The organism is Streptomyces marispadix, assembly GCF_022524345.1.
GTDB lineage: Bacteria > Actinomycetota > Actinomycetes > Streptomycetales > Streptomycetaceae > Streptomyces > Streptomyces marispadix.
In genome coordinates this window covers 1698544-1722666 of sequence record NZ_JAKWJU010000002.1, presented here as the reverse complement: position 1 = coordinate 1722666, position 24123 = coordinate 1698544, and the positions used below count along the sequence as shown (strand labels likewise).

Sequence of the window (24123 nt, the reverse complement as noted above, 5' to 3'; positions counted from 1 at the left end):
AGGCGCTCGGAACCGGAAGCCCGGGGCGAACGCGTCCGGTACGGACCCGGACGTGGGGAGGAGACGTCGTAGAGGCCCCGCAGGGTTGCGTGCCGGAGGAGAACCGAAGGGACCGGAGTGGCGGGAGACGAGAGGAACGGCGGGAACGGCGCGGCGAATTCGAGAAGCGGTGCCGGAGTGAGCGGCGGTAAGCGAGAGGTGGCGTCAGCACGCGCGGCGGCCCCGCTTACGATGTGCAGCACACAACGTACTGTCCGGCCCACACGTGGATAGGTCCTGCCGACGATGATGCTTCCCAGCGCCGCACACCACGCCTTCGCCGCCCTGGCCTCCGAGGGCGGTGAGCACGCGGGCGAGCACGACCCGTTGCTGCCGTACTTCACCGGCGGCGGTGCCCTGCTGGCCCTGCTTCTGCTGCTGTGGATCACCACCCGCTTCAACCGGGACCGCTGACCTCGGCCTCCGCCGACCTCGGTGCTCGCCGGGCGAGCGCCCGCCGGTCCGCGCACGCTACGGGCTCAGCGCACGCCCCCGGCGCCGCACGTGCCCCGTGCCCGCCTTGTCCGGGGCCGCGCCGCCGCCCCTCGCGTACTCCTCCGGCTCGCCCTCCGTGTCCTCCCCGTCGTACAGGCGGAGCAGCGGAGCGGGGTCCGAGGGGATAAGGTCGGCTCGCATGGGAGAGGACATAGTGCCCGGCACCGGCAAGCGGCGGCTGGGAGTGATGGGCGGGACGTTCGACCCGATCCACCACGGGCACCTCGTCGCCGCCAGCGAGGTGGCGACTCGTTTCCACCTCGACGAGGTGGTCTTCGTGCCCACGGGGCAGCCGTGGCAGAAGAGCCACCAGCAGGTGTCGCCCGCCGAGGACCGCTATCTGATGACGGTCATCGCGACGGCCTCCAACCCGCAGTTCTCGGTCAGCCGCATCGACATCGACCGCGGCGGCCGTACGTACACCATCGACACTCTGCGTGATCTGCGGGCGGCCAACCCGGACACCGACCTCTTCTTCATCACCGGCGCCGACGCCCTCGCCCAGATCCTCGGCTGGCGCGACGCCGACGAACTCTTCTCCCTCGCGCACTTCATCGGCGCCACCCGCCCCGGGCACGCCCTGACCGACCCCGGACTGCCGGACGGCGGGGTGTCCCTGGTGGAGGTGCCCGCGCTGGCCATCTCCTCGACGGACTGCCGGGCACGGGTGCGGCGGGGAGATCCCGTCTGGTATCTGGTGCCCGACGGCGTGGTGCGCTACATCAACAAGCGGGGGCTGTACGGGGAGGAGGCGCCCCAGTCATGAACGAGCGCTACGGCTACGACCCGTACGGGCGGCAGGAGAACCCGCGGCAGCCCGAGCAGGAGCCCCGGGTCGTCGGGTACGACGAGTACGGCCAGCCCGTCTACGGCTACGACGACGGCGGGCAGTACGGCACGCGGCAGCAGCCGGTACAGCAGCCTTACCAGACACAACAGCCCCAGCAGCCTCAGCAGTCCGAGCCGCAGGGCTACGGCTACGACGGCTACGACGGTCCCGGCGGCTACGACGCCTACGGCACGTACGGACAGCAGGCGCCGTCCGCCGGGCAGCCGCAGGCCGAGCCGTATCCGCAGGCCGCGCAGGGCGCCGCACAGCAGCAGACGCAGCAGCAGACCCAGCAGTGGATCCCGCAGCAGGAGCCCACGTCCGGCCACGGTCACGGTCCGGGCAGCGCCACGGGCCCGGGAAGCACCGGTCAGGGCAGCGGCCAGGGCACCGGTCAGGGCGGGGGCTATCACACGGAGCAGTTCTCCTTCATCGAAGAGGACGCCGACGACTCCGAAGACGTCATCGACTGGCTGAAGTTCAGCGAGAGCCGCACCGAGCGCCGTGAGGAGGCCAAGCGCAAGGGCCGCAACCGCGTGGTCGCGCTCGTGGTGGTCCTCGTCCTCGCCGCGGTCGGCGGCGTCGGATACCTCTGGTACGCGGGCAAGCTGCCGGGCCTCGGCCAGAGCAAGGGCGGCGCTGCCACGGCCGCGGGTCAGCAGCGTGACGTGATCGTCGTGCATCTGCGCTCGCTCGACGGCGGCGGCAGCTCCACCGCGCTGCTCGTCGACAACGCCGACGCCAAGCGCGGCAATACGGTTCTGCTCCCCAACTCCCTCGCCGTCTCCGGTGAGAACGGCACCACGACCACCCTCGCCAAGGCCGTCGAGGACGAGGGCACGGCCCCCACCCGAGAGGCTCTCGGCACCCTGCTGGGCGCCGACATCAAGGGAAGCTGGCGCCTGGACACCCCGTATCTGGAGAACCTCGTCGAGCTGGTGGGCGGCATCAAGCTGGACGCCGACGCCACCGTCCCCGGCGAGAAGAAGGGCGACAAGCCGCTGGTCGAACGCGGCAAGGCACAGACCCTCGACGGGCAGGCGGCCGTCGCCTACGCCACGTACCGGGGCAGGGGAGAGCCGCAGACCCGCCAGCTCGCGCGCTTCGGCGAGGTCATGCACCAGACGCTGCGGAAGCTCTCCAGCGACTCGGAGTCCGCGACGAGGACGGTCGAGACCCTCGGCCAGATCCCCGACCCGTCACTGCCCGAGCCGGAGCTGGGGGCGTCGCTGGCGAAGCTGGCGAGCCAGGCCAAGGACGGCTCGTACCGCACGCAGGTGCTGCCCGTCAGGGCCAACGGCACGCTCAGCGCACGCACCAGCGAGGGCCTGGTGAAGCAGGTGCTGGGAGGCACGGTCAAGAACACCGACCCGGACGCGGCACCCAGGGTGAAGGTCGTCAACGCCAGCGGCGACCGCGGCAGCGACGACTCGGCCTCCGCGGACCTCGTCAACAGCGGTTACACGGTCGTCAAGGGCGGCGCCGGCAGCAAGGCGCAGGCACGCTCCCAGGTGACGTACGGCGACGCGAAGTACAAGGCCAAGGCGGAGGAAGTGGCCAAGACCCTCGCCCTGCCCGGCAGCGCGGTACGCAAGGGCAAGAGCGCCGCGAACGCGGATGTGACGGTCGTGCTGGGCAGGGATTACAAGGGGTAAGAGCCCGCGGGCGGGCGTGAGATCCTGGTTCCTGATACTGCGTACGCACACATGACCGCCGCTTCCGATTCGAAAGCCTTGCCTGTGACCGTCACGGACCGTTCCATCGAGCTGATCGACGCCGCCGCCCAGGCGGCAGCGGACAAGCTCGCGCACGACATCGTCGCCTACGACGTCAGCGACGTCCTCGCCATCACCGACGCCTTCCTGCTGGCCTCAGCGCCCAACGACCGGCAGGTCAAGGCCATCGTCGACGAGATCGAGGAGCGGCTGCTGAAGGAGCAGGGCGCCAAGCCCGCCCGCCGGGAGGGCGAGCGGGACGGGCGCTGGGTGCTGTTGGACTTCGTCGACATCGTGGTGCATGTGCAGCACAGCGAGGAGCGGGTCTTCTACGCGCTGGAGAGGCTCTGGAAGGACTGCCCCCAACTCGACCTGCCCGAGGACGCCAAGGCGACCAGGGGCAAGGACCGTGAGCACGCCGCGAGGGAGGCGGCGGCCGACGGCATGGAGGGCGGGCAGGACGGCGGAAGCGACGGCGCCCGGTGACGGCACAGCCCGCCGTGACCCCAGCGCCGCCCGTACGCCGCGACCGCCGCATCGTCCTGTGGCGGCACGGCCAGACCGCCTGGAACCTGGAGCGCCGCTTCCAGGGCTCCACCGACATCGAGTTGACGCCCGCCGGGCTGGAACAGGCCCGCCGCGCCGCCCGTCTGCTGGCGGCGCTGCGTCCCGACGCGATCCTCGCCTCCGATCTGCGGCGCACGGTGGCGACGGCCGCCGAACTGGCCTCGATCACGGGCCTCGACGTGACGCACGACGAGGCTCTGCGCGAGACGTATGCGGGCGCCTGGCAGGGCCTCACGCACGAGGAGATCGTCGAGCGCTACGGCGACGAGTACGCGGCGTGGAAGCGCGGCGAGCCCGTGCGCCGCGGCGGCGGTGAACTGGAGACCGAGGTCGCCGACCGTGCCGCGCCCGTGGTGGAGCGCAATGCGGAGAAGCTGCCGCCTGGCGGCACGCTGGTCGTCGTCAGCCACGGCGGCACGATCCGTACGACCATCGGACGCCTGCTGGGTCTGGTCCCTCATACGTGGGAAGCGCTGGGCGGGCTCTCCAACTGCTGCTGGTCCGTGCTCGGCGAGGGCGCGCGGGGCTGGCGGCTGCTGGAGCACAACGCGGGCACCCTGCCTCAGCCGGTGCTCGGCGACGACGACTGACTGCCCGCAGGAATCCGCCCGTTGGGAATGCGGGCCGTCCGGGACGCGTCCGCGGGGAACCGGCGGCAACAGACCGGGCCGCAGGAGTTCGGGCCCCGGGGAATGGCTCTCGGGGAATCCGGCCCCGCCGGGAAGGGACGGACCTCCCGTTGATTTCCCATCCGGCCTGGTCGCCGGTTAGGCTTCCTCCCGTTCACGCGACGGAGCGGCAGACCTCCGTGGACGAAGTCGTGAACTGCCCGGGGCTATAGCTCAGTTGGTAGAGCGCTTGCATGGCATGCAAGAGGTCAGGAGTTCGATTCTCCTTAGCTCCACGATCAGGAGGGCGACGAGTGTCCGCATCGATACGCGGGCCGAGTCGCCCTCGCTGCTTTTTCACGGCGTTTCCCCTCCGGTGCCGTCCCGCCTTCCACTCGCCGCGGTCTATGGCCTTCGTCTCGCCCGGGGGCGGGCTTCGTTGCGGGTTTCCGTGGGGATAACCCCTGAGACATCCGGAACCGGATTGTGCCCGGCCCCGTCGATCCTGTGAGGCTTGCGCCTCACGACGCGGTCCGCACCCCTGACGACGACCGGGCCTCCTGTGCAGTGGGAGAACGTGGCAGAATCGTGATGGCCGGAAGGGGGAGGGCCGAGGGGAGGGACGTGTGCGATGTCGGCAGTGCTCCTCGTCGAGGTCGGCCGGCAGCCGGTTCGCCCGCGCACAGGTCCAGCCACCGGCCGTCCAGCGGTGTCGTCCCGGACGTTGCTTTGTCCGGCATGCGGTTCATCGAACGTTGCCCAGATGCTCGGCGACAATGGAGGAGTTTCCTACGTGTGCACGACCTGCGGCCACAGCTGGGGCTGATGACTGATGGGTGCACACAGCCGGAAGTGCGACTGGTGCGGCAGCGGTACGCCCATCGTCCGCGACATGGAGCCGGTCAATCCCGAGTTCCAGTACTGGTGCGAGGACTGCGCGAGGGCGCTGATCATAAAGGGCGATCCGATCGAGACCTACCGCGAACTGGACGGCGAGCCCATCTACGGGCGTCTGCTCGACGAGCACTGCACTTTGAAGCGCTTCTACTCCTTCGCGACGGCTTGACGCCCGCGCCCGTCACGCGCCCCGCCGCCGTCCGACCCGCTCCCCGTGCTCGACCCGCCCCGGTGCTCAATCCGCCTCCGATGCGGCGCGGTTCGGCCGCGCGATCCGTGCCATGTGCGGGCGGTCAGCTCCGTTCGCGCCGTCCGTTGCCTGCGGTGACGGCGTGCGCAGTGCCCGTACGGCCGTGACTGCGGCCAGCGCCAAGAAGCCCAGCCCTGCCGCCGGATAGAGCGCCGACAGCACCATCTGGCCGCCCGTCTGGTGCAGTTCGGGCTTCACGGGGCCGGTGGCGCCGTGCGGGACGAGCCACAGCGCGTACGAGCAGAAGAGCAGTGCCGCCGCCGCGGCAGACGCCGCCCACGGCAGGGGCCGTTGGCGCGCCAGGGCCTCCGCGCCCAGCAGCAGCACCAGCGGCACGCACCACACCCAGTGGTGCGACCACGAGACGGGACTGATCAGCAGCGCCGTGACCGCGCATACGAGAGCCGCCCACGCCGGTGCGTACGGCAGTCGCCGACGGTCCGCCGAGGCCGCCGCAGCGGCGACGGCCAGACCGGTCACCGCCACGAGCACGGCGAACACCAGCCATGGCCAGCCGGGTTCGCCGGTGTGCAGCAGCCGTGCCACGACACCGCGCAGCGACTGATTGTCGGTGATCTCCGCATGCCCCACGCGCTCGGAGCGGAAGAGGACGTCGAACCAGAACCGCCGCGAGTCACGCGGCAGTACCAGCGCGCCCAGCAGCACCGTGCAGGCGAACGTGCCCGCGGCGACGGCCGATTGGCGCAGCTCGTGGTTCCGGACGCCGCCGCCGGTGCCGGCATGGCGGCCCGCTCGCCGCCGGCGCACGGCCCGCACCGTGCCGCAGAGGGCGAGGAAGACCGCGAACAGCGCGGGCGTGAGCTTGATGCCCGCCGCCGCCCCGATTCCCGCGCCGGAGAAGCGGTGCCCGTGGCGGCGTGAGAGGTCCCACAGCACCAGCGCGGTCAGCAGCAGATTGATCTGCCCGTAGCGCAGCGTCGTCCACAGCGGCTCGCACCACACGGCGACGGAGGAGACCAGCAGCGCGGCGGCGGGACGTGGCAGCACGGACAGCCGGAAAAGCCAGGCGGGCCGGGAGGTCCGGGACCTGTACGGCGCCAGGGAGGGACGGGGCATCCTCCCGATCAGCCGGAGCGAGAGGTGGACGACCGTGACGAGCAGTACGAGGTTTCCCGCGGTGCCCAGGGTCCGCATGTCCGCTACGTCCAGCAGCGTCAACGGTGTGAACAGCAGCGCCGCGAAAGGCGGATAGGTGGTCGGGAGGTCGGCGTAGGTGGCGCGCATCGCGTACAGATCGCCGCCGGTGCGCACCGTCCAGCCCTCGGCCCGGTAGACCATGATGTCGATCATGGAGACGCCGGTCGCGCGCTGTGCGGTCCAGAACGCCGCGAAGGACAGCAGGCAGACGCCGGAGGCGATCAGCACCGGCCGGTCCAGCACCCGGGCCAGGGGCGCGCTTCGGCCGCGTGACCGGCTCTGTGCGGACTGGGGCAGGACGCTCACGGCGGTGCGGGCTCCGGGAGTCGGGTCTGGTTCGGGGCGGTGGTTCAGGCCGTGGTGCGGGACGGTTGCTTCAGGACGGTGATGCGGGGCTTACGGGGCGCGCGGGCGTCGACAGTACCTGCCGGGGCCGCGGGCCGGGCCGGGGCGCGTGAGGGCGGCGGGAAACCGATTTGGCGGAAGGCGGCAGAGGCCGTGTAAGGTTGGCGACGCCGCTGAGGGGCCGAGCCCCCGGCGGATCTGTTGCGGGGCTATAGCTCAGTTGGTAGAGCGCTTGCATGGCATGCAAGAGGTCAGGAGTTCGATTCTCCTTAGCTCCACTCGATCGAGGGTGACGAGGTCCACGCAAGTCCGTGACCGGTCGCCCTCTTTGCTTTTGCGGGCCTTCGCCCCGGCGGCTCCCCGCAACGGTCCCGCCGCCGGGCCGGTGCCCGACTCCCCTGCGAGTGCGCTGACTTGGGTGCACGCCGCCCAGCGGGGAGGTGCATGCCACCCCGCGGGGACAGGCATGTCCCCCGCCACCGCACAGGTGGGGAAATCCCCGTGCGAAGGGCCGTCGCCCTTGCGGTACCCTGACCGCATGCGTGCCGTACGCCTTCTGCTTAGCCGGCCGCGCTGATCAGTCCCGGTCCCGGGCGAGACGGACCGGAATCGGCGCGGCGTCCCCTCCTGTGCGAGGGGATTTTTCATTTGTGCTCGGCAGGGACGACCGATGGAGCTTTGAGGACGATGACCGAGACGACGACTGCCGCGGAGAGCGCGGCTCCCCATCGCTACACGGCGGCACTGGCCGCCGACATCGAGGCGCGCTGGCAGGACTTCTGGGACAAGCAGGGCACATACGAGGCGCCGAACCCAGGCGACGGCGACCTGTCCGGCGACCCCGCGACCGTCGCCAGGCCCAAGAAGTTCATCATGGACATGTTTCCCTACCCCTCGGGCGCGGGCCTGCACGTGGGGCACCCGCTGGGTTACATCGCCACCGACGTCTTCGCCCGCTTCCAGCGGATGACGGGGCACAACGTCCTGCACACCCTCGGCTTCGACGCCTTCGGGCTGCCCGCCGAGCAGTACGCCGTGCAGACGGGCACGCATCCGCGCAGCTCGACCGAGGCGAACATCGTCCAGATGAAGGCGCAGCTCCGCCGCCTGGGCCTGGGCCACGACCAGCGCCGCGCCTTCGCCACGATCGACCCGGACTACTACAAGTGGACCCAGTGGATCTTCCTCCAGATCTTCAACTCCTGGTACGACCAGGAGGCCGAGCGGGCACGTCCGATCGACGAACTGGTCGGGCAGTTCGAGTCGGGCGAGCGTGAGACACCCGAAGGATTCGGGCGCTGGGAGGAGTTGAACTCCGTACAGCGGGCCGAGGTCCTGGGCGAGTACCGGCTGGCCTACGCCTCCGACGCCCCCGTCAACTGGTGCCCGGGCCTGGGCACCGTACTGGCGAACGAGGAGGTCACGGCGGAGGGCCGCTCCGAACGCGGCAACTACCCGGTCTTCAAGGCGAAGCTGCGCCAGTGGAACATGCGCATCACCGCCTACGCGGACCGGCTGCTGTCCGACCTGGAGGGCCTGGACTGGCCGGAGGCGATCAAGCTCCAGCAGCGCAACTGGATCGGCCGCAGCGAGGGCGCCCGGATCGACTTCCCGCTGGGCGACGACCGGATCGAGGTCTTCACCACCCGCCAGGACACCCTGTTCGGGGCGACGTACATGGTGCTCGCTCCCGAACACCCCCTGGTCGACGACGTGGTGCCCGTCGAGTGGCCCGAAGGCACCCACGAGGTGTGGACGGGCGGTCACGCCGACCCCGCCACTGCCGTGGCGGCGTACCGGGCGCAGGCGGCAGCCAAGTCCGACGTCGAGCGGCAGGCCGAGGCGAAGGACAAGACGGGCGTCTTCACCGGCGCTTACGCGACCAACCCCGTCAGCGGCGAGCGCGTGCCCGTCTTCATCGCCGACTACGTGCTGATGGGGTACGGCACGGGCGCCATCATGGCCGTACCCGCCCACGACCACCGCGACTTCGCCTTCGCCCGCGCCTTCGAACTGCCGATGCGCTGCGTGGTGGAGCCGTCCGACGGCAGGGGCACGGACCCGGCCACGTGGGACGACGCGTTCGTCTCGTACGACGCGAAGATCGTCAACTCCGCGTCGGACGCCGTCAGTCTGGACGGCCTGGGCGTCACCGACGCCAAGGCGCGGATGACCGAGTGGCTGGAGAGCGAGGGCATCGGCGCCGGCACCGTCAACTACCGGCTGCGTGACTGGCTGTTCAGCCGCCAGCGCTACTGGGGCGAGCCGTTCCCCATCCTCTACGACGAGGACGGAGTCGCACACTCGCTGCCCGAGTCGATGCTGCCGCTGCAACTGCCCGAGGTCGACGACTACTCGCCGCGCACCTTCGAGCCGGACGACGCCGACACCGTCCCCGAGACGCCGCTGTCGCGCAACGAGGAATGGGTCAACGTCACTCTGGACCTGGGCGACGGCAAGGGGCCGCGGCGCTTCCGCCGCGAGACCAACACCATGCCCAACTGGGCGGGTTCGTGCTGGTACGAGCTGCGCTATCTGGACCCGCACAACAGTGAACGTCTGGTCGACCCCGGCGTCGAGCGCTACTGGATGGGACCCCGGGAGGGCATTCCGCACGGCGGCGTCGACCTGTACGTGGGAGGCGCCGAACACGCCGTGCTGCACCTGCTGTACGCGCGTTTCTGGTCGAAGGTGCTCTACGACCTGGGTCACGTCTCGTCGGCCGAGCCGTTCCACAAGCTGTACAACCAGGGCATGATCCAGGCATACGTCTACCGCGACAGCCGGGGCATCGCCGTACCGGCGGCGGAGGTGGAGGAGCGGGACGGCGCGTACTTCCACAACGGCGAGCGGGTCAGCAGGCTGCTGGGGAAGATGGGCAAGTCCCTGAAGAACGCGGTCACTCCGGACGAGATCTGCGCCGAGTACGGCGCGGACACGCTGCGCCTGTACGAGATGGCGATGGGCCCGCTGGACGTCTCACGGCCCTGGGACACCCGCGCGGTCGTCGGCCAGTACCGGCTGCTGCAACGGCTGTGGCGCAACGTCGTCGACGAGACGACCGGCGAGGTCACCGTCGTCGACACCGAGCCGGACGAGGAGACGCTGCGGGCGCTGCACAAGGCGATCGACGGCGTCACACAGGACATGGCGGCGCTGCGGTTCAACACCGCCATCGCGAAGATCACCGAGCTGAACAACCACGTCACCAAGGTGCGTGAGGTGCCGCGTTCGGTGGCCGAGCGGATGCTGCTGCTGATCGCGCCGCTGGCTCCGCACGTCGCGGAAGAGCTGTGGCGGCGCCTGGGTCACGAGGAGACCGTCGTCTACGAGGACTTCCCCGTCGCCGACCCCGCGTACCTGGTCGAGGAGACCGTGACGTGCGTGGTGCAGGTCAAGGGCAAGGTCAGGGCCCGGCTGGAGGTCTCCCCTTCGATCTCGGAGGCCGACCTGGAGGCGCTGGCGCTGGCCGAGCCCGCGATCGTCGGGGCGCTGAACGGCGCGGGCATCCGGAAGGTGATCGTGCGGGCGCCGAAGCTGGTGAACGTCGTACCGGGCTGAGGGCCTTCACCAAGCAGCGGCGGCAGACGGCCGGGACCGGCGAACGGTCCCGGCCGTCCTCATGCCGTCCTCATGCCGTCCTCATGCCGTCCTCACTCCGTCCTCGCTCCGGCCGTCATGCCGTCGTCGTTCGGCATCGGTGCCGTCCTCGCCGCACGGGTCCGAGCCCGTCCCGTCCGGCCCTCGCCGCGTGCCGCGGGCGACCCTTACGGGGCGAGTGCGGGGTAAGGCCGGGATCTTCTGGAACGAACGGTCCCGCAGGTCCGTTTAGGCTGGAGAACGACGGCTTGAGGCGGACGGACGAAGGGGCTCGCTCGTGGAATTCGTCATCGGCGTACTGGCGCTGTTCTTCGTTCTGTCCGTGGTCCTCGGCGTCTTCGTCGCGGTACGTACGGTGCGGGCGGTGCAGCGGGGCGTCGAGCGCACGGGCACACAGGTACGGCGCACCGTCGAGGAGACGGCGCTGCGCGCCAGGAGCGCCCAGCCGGGGCCGGTGGGCGAGCTGGCCCGCCAGCGGCTGGAACTGCGCTCGTCCATCGACGGCACACGCCGCGCCCTGGAGTCGGACGTCACCCGCGACCCTTCCCTTCAGGAAGCACTCGGCCTGCTCAACCGCCTTCACGAGCACGCACGGCAGCTAGACGGCGAGATGCGCCTGCTGATGGACCGCGAGCCGGACAAGGCCCGTGCGCGTTCCCTCCTGCCTGAGCTGCGGGAACGCGTCGCGACGATCAAGGAGTCAGCGGACTCGCTGCGCTTCGCGGCGCAGGACCGTGCCAGCAGGCTCGACGCGGAGGGGCTGGCCCCGCTGCGCGAGCAGATCGAGATCGAGTCGGGGGCGCTGCGTCACTGGCACGGCGAACGGCCGGGATCGGTCGGAGGCGCGGCATCGGTCCAGGGCGCAGGCCATGGGGTCGAGGGCCATGAGATCGAGGGCCGCGAGACGGACAGGGCCCCGGACGGCGGCCGTATGGGGACCATGGGCGACTCGGCGCCCGGATCGGCGACGGACCGGAGCGAAGTGCCGCGTGGTGTGCCCGGTTTCGAGAAGGGCCGTCCGCGAAGCGCCTCCTGAGACGGCGGTAGCCTCCCTCCATGTCCCGCACCACCTCCCGCGCCGCATCCTCACCGGGCGCGTCCTCCCAGGTCGCGATCGTCACCGATTCCACGGCCTACCTTCCGCAGTCAGCGCTGGCACAGCACCGGATCGACGTGGTCCCGCTGACCGTGGTGCTCGGCGACAGGGCGCTGGAGGAGGGCACGGAGATCTCCGCGAGGTCGCTGGCCGAGGCGCTGCGCGAGCGGCGCGCGGTGACGACGTCCCGGCCCAGCCCCGCGGTCTTCGCGGAGCGCTACCGTGCGGCGGCACAAGCGGGCGCGGAGGGCGTGGTCTCGCTTCATCTGTCCAGCGAGATCTCCGGTACGTACGACGCGGCGGTCCTCGCCGCGCGTGACGCTCCGGTGCCGGTACGGGTCGTCGACAGCGGAGTGGTGGCCATGGCCCTGGGGTTCTGCGTCCTGGAGGCGGCCCGTACGGCCGAGGGGGGCGGCTCGCTGGAGGAGGCCGTCGCCGCCGCGGAGAAGCGGGCCGAGGGGATCTCCGCCTACTTCTACGTCGACACCCTCGACTATCTGCGCCGCGGCGGGCGCATCGGTGCCGCGCAGAAGCTCCTCGGCTCGGCCCTCGCCGTCAAGCCGCTGCTGCAACTGGCCGACGGGCGCATCGAGATGCTGGAGAAGGTACGGACGGCGTCGAAGGCGATCGCGCGGCTGGAGGAGATCGTGGTGGAGCGCGCGGGAGACGCCGACGTCGACATCGCCGTGCATCATCTCGCGGCGCAGGAGCGCGCCGACCAGCTCGCGCAGCACCTGCGTGAACGGGTGCCGAGGCTGGGCGAGTTGCACGTCAGCGAGGTGGGAGCGGTGATCGGCGCACACACGGGGCCGGGGCTGCTGGGGACCGTCGTATCGCTGAAATGAGTGGCGGCGATATCCACAACTGAGCGCTCCTCCACAGGAATCGAGCAAGATCACATGGAGCGCCTGATCGTCTTTAACGTCGGTCGGCATGAGCACTCGATCCCGTTCCGTTCCCCACCGGCGCCGCACTGACCGGCATCACGACGAGGGCGTCCCTGGCCGTGGTGGTGGCGGTGGCGGCAGTGGCGCTTCGCATACGGGCGGTGGGGGTCGCCGTCATGGCCATCACGGTCATCACGGCCAACGTCTCCTTCACGATCCGCGAGGGCGGTCGGGACGTCGGCTGAGACGTGGTCCAGGGTTCCGTGCCGGGCAGCGTGCGGGTACGGGCCTTCGTGCGGGTGCAGGTGTGGGGCCGCGTTCTGCACGTGCGCGGGGCGGGCCGCCGGGTCACCCTTCGCGGGTGGTGCGCGGGCGCCGTGCAGTGCCCCGCGCCGGTTCGGGGAGCCCATACGAAGAGGGCCGACTGCCGGGGGAGCGCGCGACGTTGCTGCTCGGCGCCGACGAGGCGGCTCGCCCGGAGGACACGCGAGGCATGGCCGGGGCGCCGGTCCTTCCGCGTGCCGCCGCCGTTGCCAGTGCGAGAGCTGCCGTACGCCGCGGACGCGAGCGGCGCGCTGCGTCGCGGGGGACGAATGCGTTCCATGAGGCCGGGGCGGGGGCGGCGGACGGCCTCAAGAGCCGGGACGGCGCGGCGCACGCGGCGACGTACGGAGCTTCGACGGGCGGGGGCGCGACAGCCGGTGCCTCGGTGGGCGGTGCTTCGGCGGCCGGTGCTTCGGCGGGCGGTGCTTCGGTGGCACCGGCGCCAATCGGCCGTACCGAGCTGGAAGTTGGCGGGCCGCCGGAGGGCGCCGATCCGGGTCCCCGCATGTCTGCGGCGGCGGGACGGCGGAGCTGGCTCGCACTGGCGGAACGGCTGCCGCTGTGGGTGCAGTTGCGCTGCGGCATCGAGCCCAGGACCTTGCTGGCGCTCGCCGTAGTGCTCGTCGTAGCCGTCGGGTTCGCCGTCCATCACTTCTGGACGGGGCGACCCGAAGCGGTGAAGGCCCCGGCTGTGGAGCGTGCCCCCGAGGAGGCGGCCGCGGGGGAGCCTGGCGATGCCGGGAGCCCTGCCGGTGCGGGGAGCGGCGCCGGTCGGCTCCAGGGCAGGCGGCTGGTGGTGGACGTCGGGGGCAAGGTGCGCAAGCCGGGCATCTACAAGTTGCCGACCGGGGCGAGGGTCGCCGACGCCCTCCGCGCGGCTGGAGGAGTCCGCCCCGGCACGGATGTCAGCGGGCTGAACCGCGCCCGTCGCATCGTCGACGGTGAGCAGATCGTCGCCGGGAGGCGGACACCGGGAGCCCCGTCTGCGGGGAGCGGTGCCGGGAGAGGAGCCAACGGCCCCGGCGGAGGCGCGAGTTCGGGCAGTGGGACGGCAGCCGCCGAAGCGCCGGGGGGAGCCGCACAGGGGGCGCCGGTGAGCCTCAGCTCCGCCACGGTGGGAGAGCTGGAGACGCTGCCAGGGGTAGGCCCGGTGCTCGCACAGCACATCGTGGAGTACCGCGAGGAGCACGGCGGCTTCACCTCGGTCAGTCAGCTCAAGGAGGTCGACGGCATCGGCGACAGCCGCTTCGCCGACCTCGAACCGAAGGTGAGCCCATGACCTCGCGGCCGGGCCCTGACAGGGAGCGGGGCGCCGATGCCATCAGGGTCGACGGGCCCGGCGGAGAAAGCTCTGCACGGCCCGAGGAAGAAGGCCCCGCGGGGCACGGGGCCGAAGGCTCCAGGGGACGCACGTCGGCTGTGCGCGAGGGAGCCGCGCTTGCGGCGTCGGGCCCGCCCATGCGCGGGCACGCTGCCAGGGAGGAGGCCCCCGACCTGCGGCTTGTGCCGCTCGCGCTGGCAGCTTGGGCCGGTGCTGCGCTGGCGCTGGGCACGACGGGGCGGGCGGCCCTGGTGGGGATCGCCGCGTCCGTGGCGGCTGCTGCCGTGCTGCTCCTACGGGCCCGGGGCGCGAGGCGCCCCAGCATGGCCGGACCGCCCGCCGGGCTCTCCACGCTCGGCGGCCGGGCCCCCGGGCAGGACCTTGCGGGACGCCGTACCCGGTCCCCTGGTTCGTGCAGCGAGGACGCGAACCTCGCCAACCGGTACGGCCCCGGGCGCCGTTCACCCGCACACCCGCCGCCGACGCCTGAGCGCTCATCGCCGTCCGCACTCGCGCCCGCGTCCCCGGCCCACGCCCGCTCGCTGCCGCGCCCGAAGGCGCCCGTGCTCCTCACGGCCGCTGCCGCACTGTTGTGCGCGGCTACCGGCGCGGCCGTCGCGGCGCTGCACGCGGCCGATCTGCGACGCGGACCCGTGCCCCGCCTCGCGGAGCAACATGCGTCGGCGACCGTGGAGTTGACCGTCGACGAGGACCCACGACGGTCACGGCCACGCGTTCTCGGTTCACAACAGCTGCCCGATGCGCTGCTCTTCCGCGCCGAGGTCACCCACGTCACCTCGCGATCCCGACCCGTGGACGCCAACGGACGTGCGGGGCCCGTCGACCGTGCCGTGCGGGCGCCGGTACTGGTCGTCGCACAGCAGCGGGAGGGGGCGCAGTCGGCAAGTTGGCAGCGGCTGCTGCCCTCCACCGGGCTGAAGGCCGAGGCCCGGCTGACGGCTCCCCTGCGCAAGGGGTACGGGCAGGACATCGCCGCCGTGGTTCGGCTGCGCGCGGACGGCCGGCCACCAGTGGTCCGGGAGCCGACCGCGCTCCAGCGCGGCGCGGGCGTCCTACGCGCAGGACTGCGGGAGGCGACCGCCGGACTGGGCGGGGACGCACGCGGCCTGCTGCCGGGCCTCGTCGTGGGCGACACCTCCCGGCTGCGCCCCGACCTCGAAGAGGCCTTCCGCGCCACGGACATGACGCATCTGCTGGCTGTCAGCGGAGCCAACCTCGTGATCATCCTGGCGGTGCTCATCGGGCCGCCGGGCACGGCGCATCTCGCAGAGCGCCGAGGACTCGCCCCGCGACTGGGCATCCCACTGCGTGGCACGGCCGTGCTGGGAGCGCTGCTCACCCTCGCGTTCGTCGTCGTCTGCCGCTCGGAGCCGAGCGTCATGAGAGCGGCGGCATGCGGACTGATCGCCCTGCTCGCCCTGGTCACCGGGCGGCGCCGCTCGCTGCTGCCAGCACTGGCCGCCGCGGTGCTGCTCCTCGTGCTCACCGACCCTTGGCTCGCACTTGACTTCGGCTTCCTGCTGTCGGTGCTCGCCACCGGAGCGCTGCTCACGCTCGCTCCGCGCTGGAGCGCCGCCCTGCGCCGCCGGGGCGTCAACGGGCGCCTCGCGGAGGCGCTGGCCGCAGCCATGGCCGCGCAGGTGGTGTGCGCACCGGTAGTGGTGGTGCTGGCATCACATGTCAGCCTCGTCGCCGTACCGTGCAATCTGCTGGCCGAGTTCGCGGTGGCACCCGCGACCGTGCTGGGCTTCGCGGTCCTCACGGTGGCGCCCTTCGCGATGCCGCTCGCCAAGTGCCTGGCGTGGCTGGCGAGTTGGCCCGCCGAAGCGATCGCCTGGCTCGCCCGCACCGGGGCCGGCCTCCCGGGGGCGGAGATCGGCTGGCCCGGTGGCTGGACGGGCGCGCTGCTGCTCGCCGCCCTCACGGCCGCCGTACTGCTGCTGGCCGGTGCCACGCGGCTGACGTCACTGCTGGGACGGCCCTGGCTGAGCGCGGCGTTCGCGGTGCTTCTGCTGCTGGCCGTGGTCCGGCCGGTTCCGCTCGTACGGCCGCTGACGGGCTGGCCGCCGCCGGACTGGCGGCTCGTGGCCTGCGACGTAGGGCAGGGCGACGCCCTCGCGCTCGCAACGGGCAGGGCACACACGGCCGTTGTCGTCGACGCGGGCCCTGACCCGCAGGCAGTCGACCGGTGCTTGCGTGCCCTCGGTGTGGACTCCGTGCCGCTGCTGGTGCTGACGCACTTCCACGCGGACCACGTCGCCGGGCTGCCAGGCGTGCTGAAAGGGCGGAACGTCGGGGCGATCCAGACGACGACGCTCCAAGAGCCGCCCGGACAGGCGGAGTTCGTACGTCGTACGGCGCGGCGGGCCGGAGTTCCCGTCACCGCGGCCATGGCCGGGGAGCGGCGCCGCACTGGGGAGCTGTCCTGGCAGGCGCTCTGGCCAGGGGTCTCAGGACCCCCGGGCGAGACGGGACCTGGCAGCGCCCGCGGAGCTGCCAGCGACTCCGGATCTACGGGCGATGCCGGATCTACGGGACTCCCGCAGTCCCAGGGACCCCCGCGGTCCCAGGGCCCGGGAGTCATCGGAACGGGAGGGCGGCCCGAGGGCGCCAACGACGCCAGCGTCACGCTGCTCTTCCACACGGGCGGCCTGTCGCTGCTGCTGCCCGGGGACCTCGAACCGGACGCTCAGAGCGGGCTGTTGAGCGCCTACCCGGCACTGCCCCAGGTGGACGTGCTGAAGGTCGCCCACCACGGTTCGGCGTACCAGGACCCGCGGCTGCTGGAACGGCTGCGCCCGCGCATCGCCCTGATCAGTTGCGGTGCGGACAATCCCTATGGACATCCGGCTCCGCGTACGGTTACCGCGCTCAGCGCGTCGGGCGCCGTCGTCCGCCGTACCGATCGCGACGGCGCGCTCGCGGTCACGGGTGGTACGCACCCCCGTACGGGGCCCGGGGGCCGCCCGGCGGTGGACGATCCCACCGTGGTGAGCGAACGCCCGGCTCCCATGGGGCCTGCGTCCGGTGAACCTCCGTGAGCCGTCCGCGAGTTGGGGCTCCGGCTCCCCGTTGACGGCCTCGCGCGTACCTGTGCACCTCCGTGCGGCCCAGGGCCCCTGGGGACCGTAGAGCGGTGGCCAGGTCGGGGTGCCGGTGGCCACCGGGCGGTCCGTAGTAGCTGACTGTCGAGGCTTCCGGGACGTCCTGCCGCCTATGCGGGGCACAAGGGTCCGATCGACCGGGGCGGGGGGGGCTGGAGCGGGGCCGAGGGCCGCGAGGTGAGGGGGAGGGGGTGGGGGGGGGAGGGGCCCCGGAGCCCTCAGTCCCGTTCCAGCCAGCCGTCGTACTCCCCCGCTAGCGCGTCCAGCGACTCCGGGTCCCAGGGCGCCCCGCGAAGGTGAGTGGCGTGAGCGGGGTACTCCAGGACGACCAGCCACTGGGCGTCCTCCGCGTCGTCCTCTCCGGCGAGTGCCTCCCGCACCAACTGCGGCTCCGGGTAAGGGCCTTCGTCCTGCGGCTCCGGGTATAGCACTTCGTCGCCTAGTACCGGCCCTTCGTCGCGTCGTACCGGCTCATCATCGCGTCGTGCCGATTCGTCCCCGCGCTGTGCCGACCCGTCCCCGCGTCGCGCCAGCTCGTAGCGGTGTTTCAGCTCCTCGGCGACCTCCTCGGCCGAGTCGCGGTCGGGCAGCACCAGGATGTGTCGTACGTCCGTCACACCGGCATTCTGCGCCAGGCCGAGGTGTCGGTGCGGCGTGGGATGCTGGTCGCGATGGCTGGTACGCGGAAGAACACGACGACGGACGACCCGCTGGCCCCCGTGACCCTCGCGGTGGGGCAGGAGGAGCTGCTGCTGGAGCGGGCGGTGCGGCGGGTGGTCGCCGCCGCCCGCGCGGCCGACCCGGACACGGATGTGCGTGAGCTGGCCGCGGCGGATCTTCAGCCGGGCACGCTGGCGGAGCTGACCAGCCCGTCCCTCTTCGCCGAGCGCAAGGTCGTCGCGGTCCACAACTCGCAGGATCTGTCGGCGGATTCGGTCAAGGACGTGAAGTCCTATCTGGGTGCGCCCGCCGAGGAGATCACGCTCGTGCTGCTGCACGCGGGCGGCGCCAAGGGCAAGGGGCTGCTCGACGCCGCACGCAAGGCAGGTGCGCGTGAGGTCGCCTGCGCCAAGCTCACCAAACCGGCGGATCGGCTCGCGTTCGTACGGGGGGAGTTCCGGGGGCTGGGCAGGTCGGCGACGCCGGAGGCATGCCAGGCGCTCGTGGACGCGGTCGGCAGCGATCTTCGTGAGCTGTCCTCCGCCTGTTCCCAACTTGTCGCGGACGTCGAGGGCACCATCGACGACGCCGTGGTCGGGCGCTACTACACCGGCCGGGCGGAGGCTTCGGGTTTCGCCGTCGCGGACCGTGCGGTGGAGGGGCGTGCGGCCGAGGCGCTGGAGACTCTTCGCTGGGCCATGACGACGGGCGTCGCCCCGGTGCTGATCACGAGCGCCCTCGCTCAGGGCGTGAGGAGCATCGGCAAGCTCGCATCCGCGCCTCGTGGCATGCGTCCCGGCGATCTCGCCCGTGAACTGGGCATGCCGCCATGGAAGATCGACAGGGTGCGGCAGCAGATGCGGGGCTGGTCCGCGGACGGCGTGTCTTCCGCGCTGCGTGCCGTGGCGGCGGCCGACGAGGCGGTGAAGGGCGGCGGTGACGACCCGGAGTACGCCTTGGAGCAGGCCGTGATCGCGGTGGCGAAAGCCGCCCGCTCCCGCTGAATCGCGCCCGCTGAACCGCGCGCCCCCTGAACGCCGCCCCACTGAACAGGGCCCGCTCAACGGCCCCCACTGAACGCCGCCCCCACCCTCATCGCGCGCTGAAGTCCGGCATTGCAGTCCCAGGACGACACCCCCGCAAGCCCCAGCCCCAGGCTCGAAGCCCTCTACTCCCCGGACTCAAAAACCCCGCAGGCGCCGGGGAGCGCGCTGCGGGGCCTTCGTCGTTCTGTGTCCTGAGTCCTGCTGTGTCCTTCGCGGGACTGCGAAGCGATCTCGCGATCTTCCGCGCCGCACCCGCGTGGCGAACGCAGGCCGCGTGCGGCGCGTGGCCCACGGCGTGAACTCACGCCGTGAGTGGGCCGGTACGGAACGGAGTGAGAGGGCCCGTGGGACCCGCACCGGCGGAGGGGGCGGTCAGCCCTTGAGGCTGAGGACGCGCTTGGCGAGCGCGGACTTCTTGTTCGCCGCGTTGTTCTTGTGCAGCACGCCCTTGCTGACGGCCTTGTCGAGCTTGCGGCTGGCGGCGCGCTGGGCCTCGCTGGCCTTCGCCTCGTCGCCGGCCGCGACGGCCTCGTGAGTGCGGCGGATCGCCGTCTTGATCTCCGACTTGACCGCCTTGTTGCGCTGACGCGCCTTCTCGTTGGTCCTGATCCGCTTGATCTGGGACTTGATGTTCGCCACGAAAAAGAGCCTTTACGGGTTCGGTGATGATGCCTTCCATGCCGTCGTGAGCTTCCGCCGCGGGCGGTGGATCACGGCCCGCTACCGGTGTTCTCCCGGTCCGTTCACGGTCGCTACGGGCCCGTTCGACGGGGTCCGTTCCCGGCCGTTCTCGATTCGCTCCCGGCCCGTACCCGACTGGGATCGCGGTCCGGGAGGCGCGCAGAGCGCACGAGGCACAGTCGGTCAGGCTACCAGCAGGCCCCCTGGCCTCCCAATCCGGTCCGTACCGCGGGCGCATGGGACCATGGGGGCTGCGAATTCGTACGAGAGCTTCCCGAAGCGCGTCCCGGAGTGCCTCCTGGATCCCGAGTCACGTCTCGGATCCCGAAGCTTTCGGGGCTCTTCCCGGCAGAGGCCCTCCGCCGACCCGACCGACAGACCCGACAGGACACTGCGTGCCCGCGACCCCTTCGAACGTGCCGGAGCCGAGCCGCACCGACCCGGCGCTGATCCGTAACTTCTGCATCATCGCGCACATCGACCACGGCAAGTCGACGCTCGCCGACCGCATGCTCCAGCTCACCGGCATCGTCGAGGACCGGCTGATGCGTGCCCAGTACCTCGACCGCATGGACATCGAGCGTGAGCGCGGCATCACGATCAAGTCGCAGGCGGTGCGGATGCCTTGGGCTCCTACGGAGGCCAAGGACACCCCGTACATCCTGAACATGATCGACACCCCGGGCCATGTCGACTTCACCTACGAGGTGTCCCGCTCCCTCGCCGCCTGTGAGGGCTGCATTCTGCTGGTCGACGCGGCGCAGGGCATCGAGGCGCAGACTCTCGCCAATCTCTATCTGGCGATGGAGCACGACCTCACGATCATCCCGGTGCTCAACAAGATCGACCTGCCGGCGGCGCAGCCCGAGAAGTTCGCGGCGGAGCTCGCCCATCTCATCGGCTGCGAGCCGGAGGACGTGCTGAAGGTCTCGGCGAAGACCGGTGAGGGCGTGGAGGAGCTGCTGGACGAGGTGGTGCGGCAGGTGCCTCAGCCGGTGGGAGTGGCGGACGCCCCCGCACGCGCGATGATCTTCGACTCGGTCTACGACGCGTATCGCGGCGTCGTCACGTACATCAAGGTCGTCGACGGGCAGCTCGGCAGGCGCGAGCGGATCAGGATGATGTCGACCGGGGCGACCCACGAGCTGCTGGAGATCGGCACGAACTCTCCGGAGATGACGGCCGCCGACGGTCTCGCGGTCGGCGAGGTCGGCTATCTGATCACCGGTGTGAAGGACGTGCGCCAGTCCAAGGTCGGCGACACCGTCACGAGTCTCGCCAAGGGCGCCGAGCAGGCGCTGCCCGGCTACAAGGACCCCAAGCCCATGGTGTTCTCCGGGCTGTATCCGCTGGACGGCTCGGACTATCCGGAGCTGCGCGACGCGTTGGACAAGCTTCAGCTCAACGACGCGGCGCTGACGTATGAGCCGGAGAACTCCGTCGCGCTGGGTTTCGGCTTCCGCGTGGGTTTCCTCGGGCTGCTGCACCTGGAGGTCATCCGGGCCCGTCTGGAGCGGGAGTTCGGCCTCGATCTGATCGCGACCGCTCCGAACGTCGTCTACCGGGTGGAGATGGAGGACGGCAGCGAGCATGTCGTCACCAATCCGAGCGAGTTCCCCAGCGGCAAGATCGACAAGGTGCATGAGCCGGTCGTACGGGCGACGCTCATCGCGCCCAGTGAATTCGTGGGCGCGATCATGGAGTTGTGCCAGTCGCGGCGCGGCGGTCTCCAGGGCATGGACTATCTCTCCGAGGACCGTGTGGAGCTTCGCTACACGCTGCCTCTCGCGGAGATCGTCTTCGACTTCTTCGACGCGCTGAAGTCCCGCACCCGCGGCTATGCCTCGCTCGACTACGAGCCCACGGGGGAGCAGGCCGCCGATCTGGTCAAGGTTGACATCCTGCTCCAGGGCGACCAGGTGGACGCGTTCTCCGCGATCGTCCACAAGGACAAGGCGTACTCCTACGGCTCCCGCATGGCGAACAAGCTGCGCGAGCTGATTCCGCGGCAGCAGTTCGAGGTGCCCATTCAGGCCGCGATCGGTGCCCGTGTCATCGCCCGTGAGACGGTGCGCGCGATCCGCAAGGACGTGCTCGCCAAGTGCTACGGCGGTGACATCTCCCGTAAGCGGAAGCTGCTGGAGAAGCAGAAGGAAGGCAAGAAGCGGATGAAGGTGGTGGGCCGTGTCGAGGTGCCGCAGGAGGCGTTCATCGCGGCGCTGTCCACCGACGGCGGAGGCACCGGGGCCGACGGCGCCAAAGCGAAGAAGTGAAAAATAACGAAAGGGCTACTTGAGCGGCCCGGAAAAGCTTCAGATACAGGGTGAGACGGGTCGTTCGCGGCCCGTCTCTCTGTGTTTCCTGGGGAGCCTGTGACGATCGCGAGGTGATCGGGGGGTTCCGGCCGACAGCCCCCTTACGTTGGGCGGCAACGGCCTCTAGGCTGGCCGCTGCTTCTAGTTACTCGTGAGTCAACAAGAACTCACCCCCACCACCCACCCCACGCAAATCACACCGACCTAAGGTGCGGGCCAGCGGAGGATGTCGTGAGCGACACACAACCCCTGATCGAAAACCGGCCGCCCTCCGTGGCGACACTCTTCCTGGAGCGGGTCGAGGCCACCCCGGACGCCGAGGCCTACCGCTATCCGGTGCCGTCCGCCGCGGGCGAGGGCCCGGACGACTGGCGCAGTTACACCTGGGGGCAGGCCGCTCAGCGCGTCTTCGGCATCGCCGCGGGACTGATGACCCTCGGCGTCGTGCCCGAGGAGCGCGTGGCCATCGCCTCCAACACCCGGGTCGACTGGATTCTCGCCGACCTCGGAATCCTGTGCGCGGGCGCCGCCACCACCACGGTCTACCCGAGTACGAACGTCGAGGAGACCGCCTACATCCTCGCCGACTCCGACAGCCGTGTGCTGATCGCCGAGGACGTCGAGCAGTTGGAGAAGGTACGGCAGCGCCGCGCGGAGCTGCCCAACCTCAAGCACGTCGTCCTCATCGACGCCGGTGACGAGTCCGAGGACGGAGTCCCCTCCGGTACGGGCCCCGAGCACGGCGACCCCGAGGGCTGGGTGATCAGCCTCGCAGAGCTGACCAGGCGCGGCAGCGACCGTCTGCTGGAGGACTCCGAGGCCGTCAAGAACACGGTGGCGGCGCTGCGTTCCGACCAGCTCGCCACGCTCATCTACACCTCGGGCACCACCGGCAAGCCCAAGGGCGTGCGGCTGCGGCACGACTGCTGGGCGTACATGGCGAAGGCGATCGCACAGTCGGGCCTGGTGACGAGCGAGGACGTGCAGTACCTGTGGCTGCCGCTGGCCCACGTCTTCGGCAAGGTCCTCACCGCGGGCCAGATCGAGGTCGGCCATGTGACGGCCGTCGACGGCCGCATCGACAAGATCATCGAGAATCTGCCGGTCGTGCAGCCCACTTACATGGCAGCCGTGCCCCGCATCTTCGAGAAGGTCTACAACGGCGTCGCCAACAAGGCGAAGGCCGGAGGCGCCGCCAAGTACAAGATCTTCCAGTGGGCGGCCGGGGTCGCCCGCGAGTACGCCAAGGTCACTCAGGAGAACTTCCGCCGTACCGGCAACGCGACCGCGCCCGCCGGCCTGAAGGCCAAGCACGCCGTCGCCGACCGGCTCGTCTACGCCAAGCTCCGCGAGGCGTTCGGCGGCAAGCTGCGCGCCTGCGTCTCCGGCTCGGCTGCTCTCGCGCCCGACATCGGCTACTTCTTCTCCGGCGCCGGAATCCACATCCTGGAGGGCTACGGGCTCACCGAGTCCTCCGCGGCGAGCTTCGTCAACCCGGGCGAGGCGTACCGCACCGGCACCGTCGGCAAGCCGCTCGCCGGCACCGAGGTCCGTATCGCGGAGGACGGCGAGATCCTGCTGCGCGGCCCCGGCATCATGGAGGGCTACCACGGGCTGCCGGAGAAGACGGCCGAAGTCCTGGAGTCCGACGGCTGGTTCCACACCGGCGACATCGGCGAGCTGTCCGAGGACGGCTATCTGCGGATCACCGACCGCAAGAAGGACCTGATCAAGACCTCCGGCGGCAAGTACATCGCTCCGGCCGAGGTCGAGGGCCAGTTCAAGGCCCTGTGCCCGTACGTCTCCAACATCCTCGTGCACGGCGCCGACCGCAACTTCTGCACCGCGCTGATCGCCCTGGACGAGGTGAGCCTCACGGCGTGGGCGGAGGAGCAGGAGACGCTCAAGGGCAAGCCGTATGCGGACGTCGTCACCAGTGACGAGGTGCGGCAGATGGTCGACGGCTACGTCGAGGAGCTGAACGGCACGCTCCAGCGCTGGCAGACGATAAAGAAGTTCCGGGTGCTGCCTCGCGACCTGGATGTGGAGCACGGCGAGCTGACGCCCAGCCTCAAGCTCAAGAGGCCGGTCGTGGAGCGGGAGTTCGGGCACCTCATCGAGGAGATGTACGCGGGGACGCGCGAAGCCTGAGCGGCGCTCGCGGC

Annotated in this window: 19 protein-coding genes, 2 tRNA genes and 1 pseudogene; 18 read left to right on the top strand and 4 right to left on the bottom strand. The window is 71.0% G+C overall.

What is annotated here, in order from left to right; all coding sequences use genetic code 11:
• Positions 1-285 precede the first annotated feature (285 nt).
• Positions 286-453: a hypothetical protein gene (locus tag MMA15_RS07405; protein WP_241058305.1), complete on the top strand. Its 168-nt coding sequence runs from the start codon at positions 286-288 to the stop codon at positions 451-453.
• A gap of 57 nt (positions 454-510) precedes the next feature.
• Here MMA15_RS07405 and MMA15_RS07400 read toward each other — a convergent pair whose 3' ends face one another.
• A complete protein-coding gene (locus tag MMA15_RS07400; RefSeq protein ID WP_241058304.1) occupies positions 511-675 on the bottom strand; it encodes a hypothetical protein in 165 nt (54 codons plus the stop codon).
• On the opposite strand from MMA15_RS07400, the gene nadD reads away from it, so the two are divergent.
• The 7 genes from nadD to MMA15_RS07370 all read left to right on the top strand — a co-directional run bounded on the left by nadD (position 674) and on the right by MMA15_RS07370 (position 5319).
• Complete coding sequence (gene nadD, locus MMA15_RS07395) at positions 674-1300, top strand: nicotinate-nucleotide adenylyltransferase (protein WP_241058303.1); 627 nt, start codon at positions 674-676, stop codon at positions 1298-1300. The two genes, MMA15_RS07400 and nadD, sit on opposite strands and share 2 nt — an antisense overlap.
• Positions 1297-3018: an LCP family protein gene (locus tag MMA15_RS07390; RefSeq protein ID WP_241058301.1), complete on the top strand. Its 1722-nt coding sequence runs from the start codon at positions 1297-1299 to the stop codon at positions 3016-3018. The genes nadD and MMA15_RS07390 overlap by 4 nt, the downstream gene beginning before the upstream one ends.
• Before the next feature lie 84 nt (positions 3019-3102).
• A complete protein-coding gene (gene rsfS / locus MMA15_RS07385; protein ID WP_241063063.1) occupies positions 3103-3564 on the top strand; it encodes a ribosome silencing factor in 462 nt (153 codons plus the stop codon).
• Entirely contained in the window at positions 3561-4235 is a 675-nt protein-coding gene (locus MMA15_RS07380; protein WP_241058300.1) for a histidine phosphatase family protein, read from the top strand. Before rsfS ends, MMA15_RS07380 begins: the two co-directional genes overlap by 4 nt.
• Positions 4236-4476: 241 nt before the next feature.
• A tRNA-Ala gene (locus tag MMA15_RS07375) sits at positions 4477-4549 on the top strand.
• Between the two features lie 335 nt (positions 4550-4884).
• A complete protein-coding gene (locus MMA15_RS28440; protein ID WP_372498202.1) occupies positions 4885-5079 on the top strand; it encodes a hypothetical protein in 195 nt (64 codons plus the stop codon).
• Between the two features lie 6 nt (positions 5080-5085).
• Positions 5086-5319 carry a hypothetical protein gene (locus tag MMA15_RS07370; protein ID WP_045863337.1) on the top strand — a complete coding sequence of 78 codons (234 nt, stop codon included), beginning with the start codon at positions 5086-5088 and terminating at the stop codon, positions 5317-5319.
• Between the two features lie 66 nt (positions 5320-5385).
• Here the strand turns inward: MMA15_RS07370 and MMA15_RS07365 are convergent, their stop codons facing one another.
• Positions 5386-6864 (bottom strand): glycosyltransferase 87 family protein, encoded by a 1479-nt coding sequence (locus MMA15_RS07365; protein ID WP_241058298.1) that lies wholly within the window; start codon positions 6862-6864, stop codon positions 5386-5388.
• Between the two features lie 244 nt (positions 6865-7108).
• On the opposite strand from MMA15_RS07365, the gene MMA15_RS07360 reads away from it, so the two are divergent.
• The 7 genes from MMA15_RS07360 (at position 7109) to MMA15_RS07335 (ending at position 17193) form a co-directional block, all read left to right on the top strand.
• Positions 7109-7181: transfer RNA gene (locus MMA15_RS07360), tRNA-Ala, on the top strand.
• A 409-nt stretch (positions 7182-7590) separates the two neighbouring features.
• Positions 7591-10464, top strand: a complete 2874-nt coding sequence (leuS, locus tag MMA15_RS07355; RefSeq protein ID WP_241058296.1) for a leucine--tRNA ligase — start codon at positions 7591-7593, stop codon at positions 10462-10464.
• Positions 10465-10780: 316 nt separating this feature from the next.
• Positions 10781-11539, top strand: a complete 759-nt coding sequence (locus MMA15_RS07350) for a hypothetical protein (protein ID WP_241058294.1) — start codon at positions 10781-10783, stop codon at positions 11537-11539.
• 20 nt (positions 11540-11559) lie between these two features.
• Entirely contained in the window at positions 11560-12444 is an 885-nt protein-coding gene (locus MMA15_RS07345) for a DegV family protein (RefSeq protein ID WP_241058293.1), read from the top strand.
• A 161-nt stretch (positions 12445-12605) separates the two neighbouring features.
• Complete coding sequence (locus MMA15_RS27825) at positions 12606-12731, top strand: hypothetical protein (protein ID WP_277400075.1); 126 nt, start codon at positions 12606-12608, stop codon at positions 12729-12731.
• A gap of 509 nt (positions 12732-13240) precedes the next feature.
• Positions 13241-14089, top strand: a complete 849-nt coding sequence (locus MMA15_RS07340; RefSeq protein ID WP_308290519.1) for a ComEA family DNA-binding protein — start codon at positions 13241-13243, stop codon at positions 14087-14089.
• A complete protein-coding gene (locus MMA15_RS07335; RefSeq protein ID WP_241058291.1) occupies positions 14086-17193 on the top strand; it encodes a ComEC/Rec2 family competence protein in 3108 nt (1035 codons plus the stop codon). Before MMA15_RS07340 ends, MMA15_RS07335 begins: the two co-directional genes overlap by 4 nt.
• A 281-nt stretch (positions 17194-17474) precedes the next feature.
• Here the strand turns inward: MMA15_RS07335 and MMA15_RS28435 are convergent.
• Positions 17475-17660, bottom strand: a pseudogene (locus MMA15_RS28435) (hypothetical protein); the annotation flags it as partial.
• Positions 17661-17927: 267 nt separating this feature from the next.
• Here MMA15_RS28435 and holA point away from each other — a divergent pair.
• Positions 17928-18920 carry a DNA polymerase III subunit delta gene (holA, locus tag MMA15_RS07325; protein ID WP_241058290.1) on the top strand — a complete coding sequence of 331 codons (993 nt, stop codon included), beginning with the start codon at positions 17928-17930 and terminating at the stop codon, positions 18918-18920.
• 414 nt (positions 18921-19334) lie between these two features.
• Here holA and rpsT read toward each other — a convergent pair whose 3' ends face one another.
• On the bottom strand, positions 19335-19601 hold the full coding sequence (rpsT, locus tag MMA15_RS07320) for a 30S ribosomal protein S20 (protein WP_241058289.1): 267 nt from the start codon (positions 19599-19601) through the stop codon (positions 19335-19337).
• Positions 19602-20038: 437 nt separating this feature from the next.
• Between rpsT and lepA the strand changes: the two genes are divergently transcribed.
• Both lepA and MMA15_RS07310 read left to right on the top strand, forming a co-directional pair.
• A complete protein-coding gene (lepA, locus tag MMA15_RS07315; protein WP_241058288.1) occupies positions 20039-21916 on the top strand; it encodes a translation elongation factor 4 in 1878 nt (625 codons plus the stop codon).
• A gap of 273 nt (positions 21917-22189) precedes the next feature.
• Positions 22190-24109, top strand: a complete 1920-nt coding sequence (locus MMA15_RS07310) for an AMP-dependent synthetase/ligase (protein ID WP_241058287.1) — start codon at positions 22190-22192, stop codon at positions 24107-24109.
• Positions 24110-24123 lie beyond the last annotated feature (14 nt).

Coding starts and splice junctions, on each gene's coding strand:
- MMA15_RS07405 (WP_241058305.1), top strand. CDS start 286: ATGATGCTTCCCAGCGCCGCACACCACGCCTTCGCCGCCCTGGCCTCC.
- MMA15_RS07335 (WP_241058291.1), top strand. CDS start 14,086: ATGACCTCGCGGCCGGGCCCTGACAGGGAGCGGGGCGCCGATGCCATC.
- nadD (WP_241058303.1), top strand. CDS start 674: ATGGGAGAGGACATAGTGCCCGGCACCGGCAAGCGGCGGCTGGGAGTG.
- MMA15_RS07345 (WP_241058293.1), top strand. CDS start 11,560: ATGTCCCGCACCACCTCCCGCGCCGCATCCTCACCGGGCGCGTCCTCC.
- holA (WP_241058290.1), top strand. CDS start 17,928: ATGGCTGGTACGCGGAAGAACACGACGACGGACGACCCGCTGGCCCCC.
- MMA15_RS07370 (WP_045863337.1), top strand. CDS start 5,086: ATGGGTGCACACAGCCGGAAGTGCGACTGGTGCGGCAGCGGTACGCCC.
- MMA15_RS28440 (WP_372498202.1), top strand. CDS start 4,885: ATGTCGGCAGTGCTCCTCGTCGAGGTCGGCCGGCAGCCGGTTCGCCCG.
- MMA15_RS07390 (WP_241058301.1), top strand. CDS start 1,297: ATGAACGAGCGCTACGGCTACGACCCGTACGGGCGGCAGGAGAACCCG.
- leuS (WP_241058296.1), top strand. CDS start 7,591: ATGACCGAGACGACGACTGCCGCGGAGAGCGCGGCTCCCCATCGCTAC.
- MMA15_RS07400 (WP_241058304.1), bottom strand. CDS start 675: ATGCGAGCCGACCTTATCCCCTCGGACCCCGCTCCGCTGCTCCGCCTG.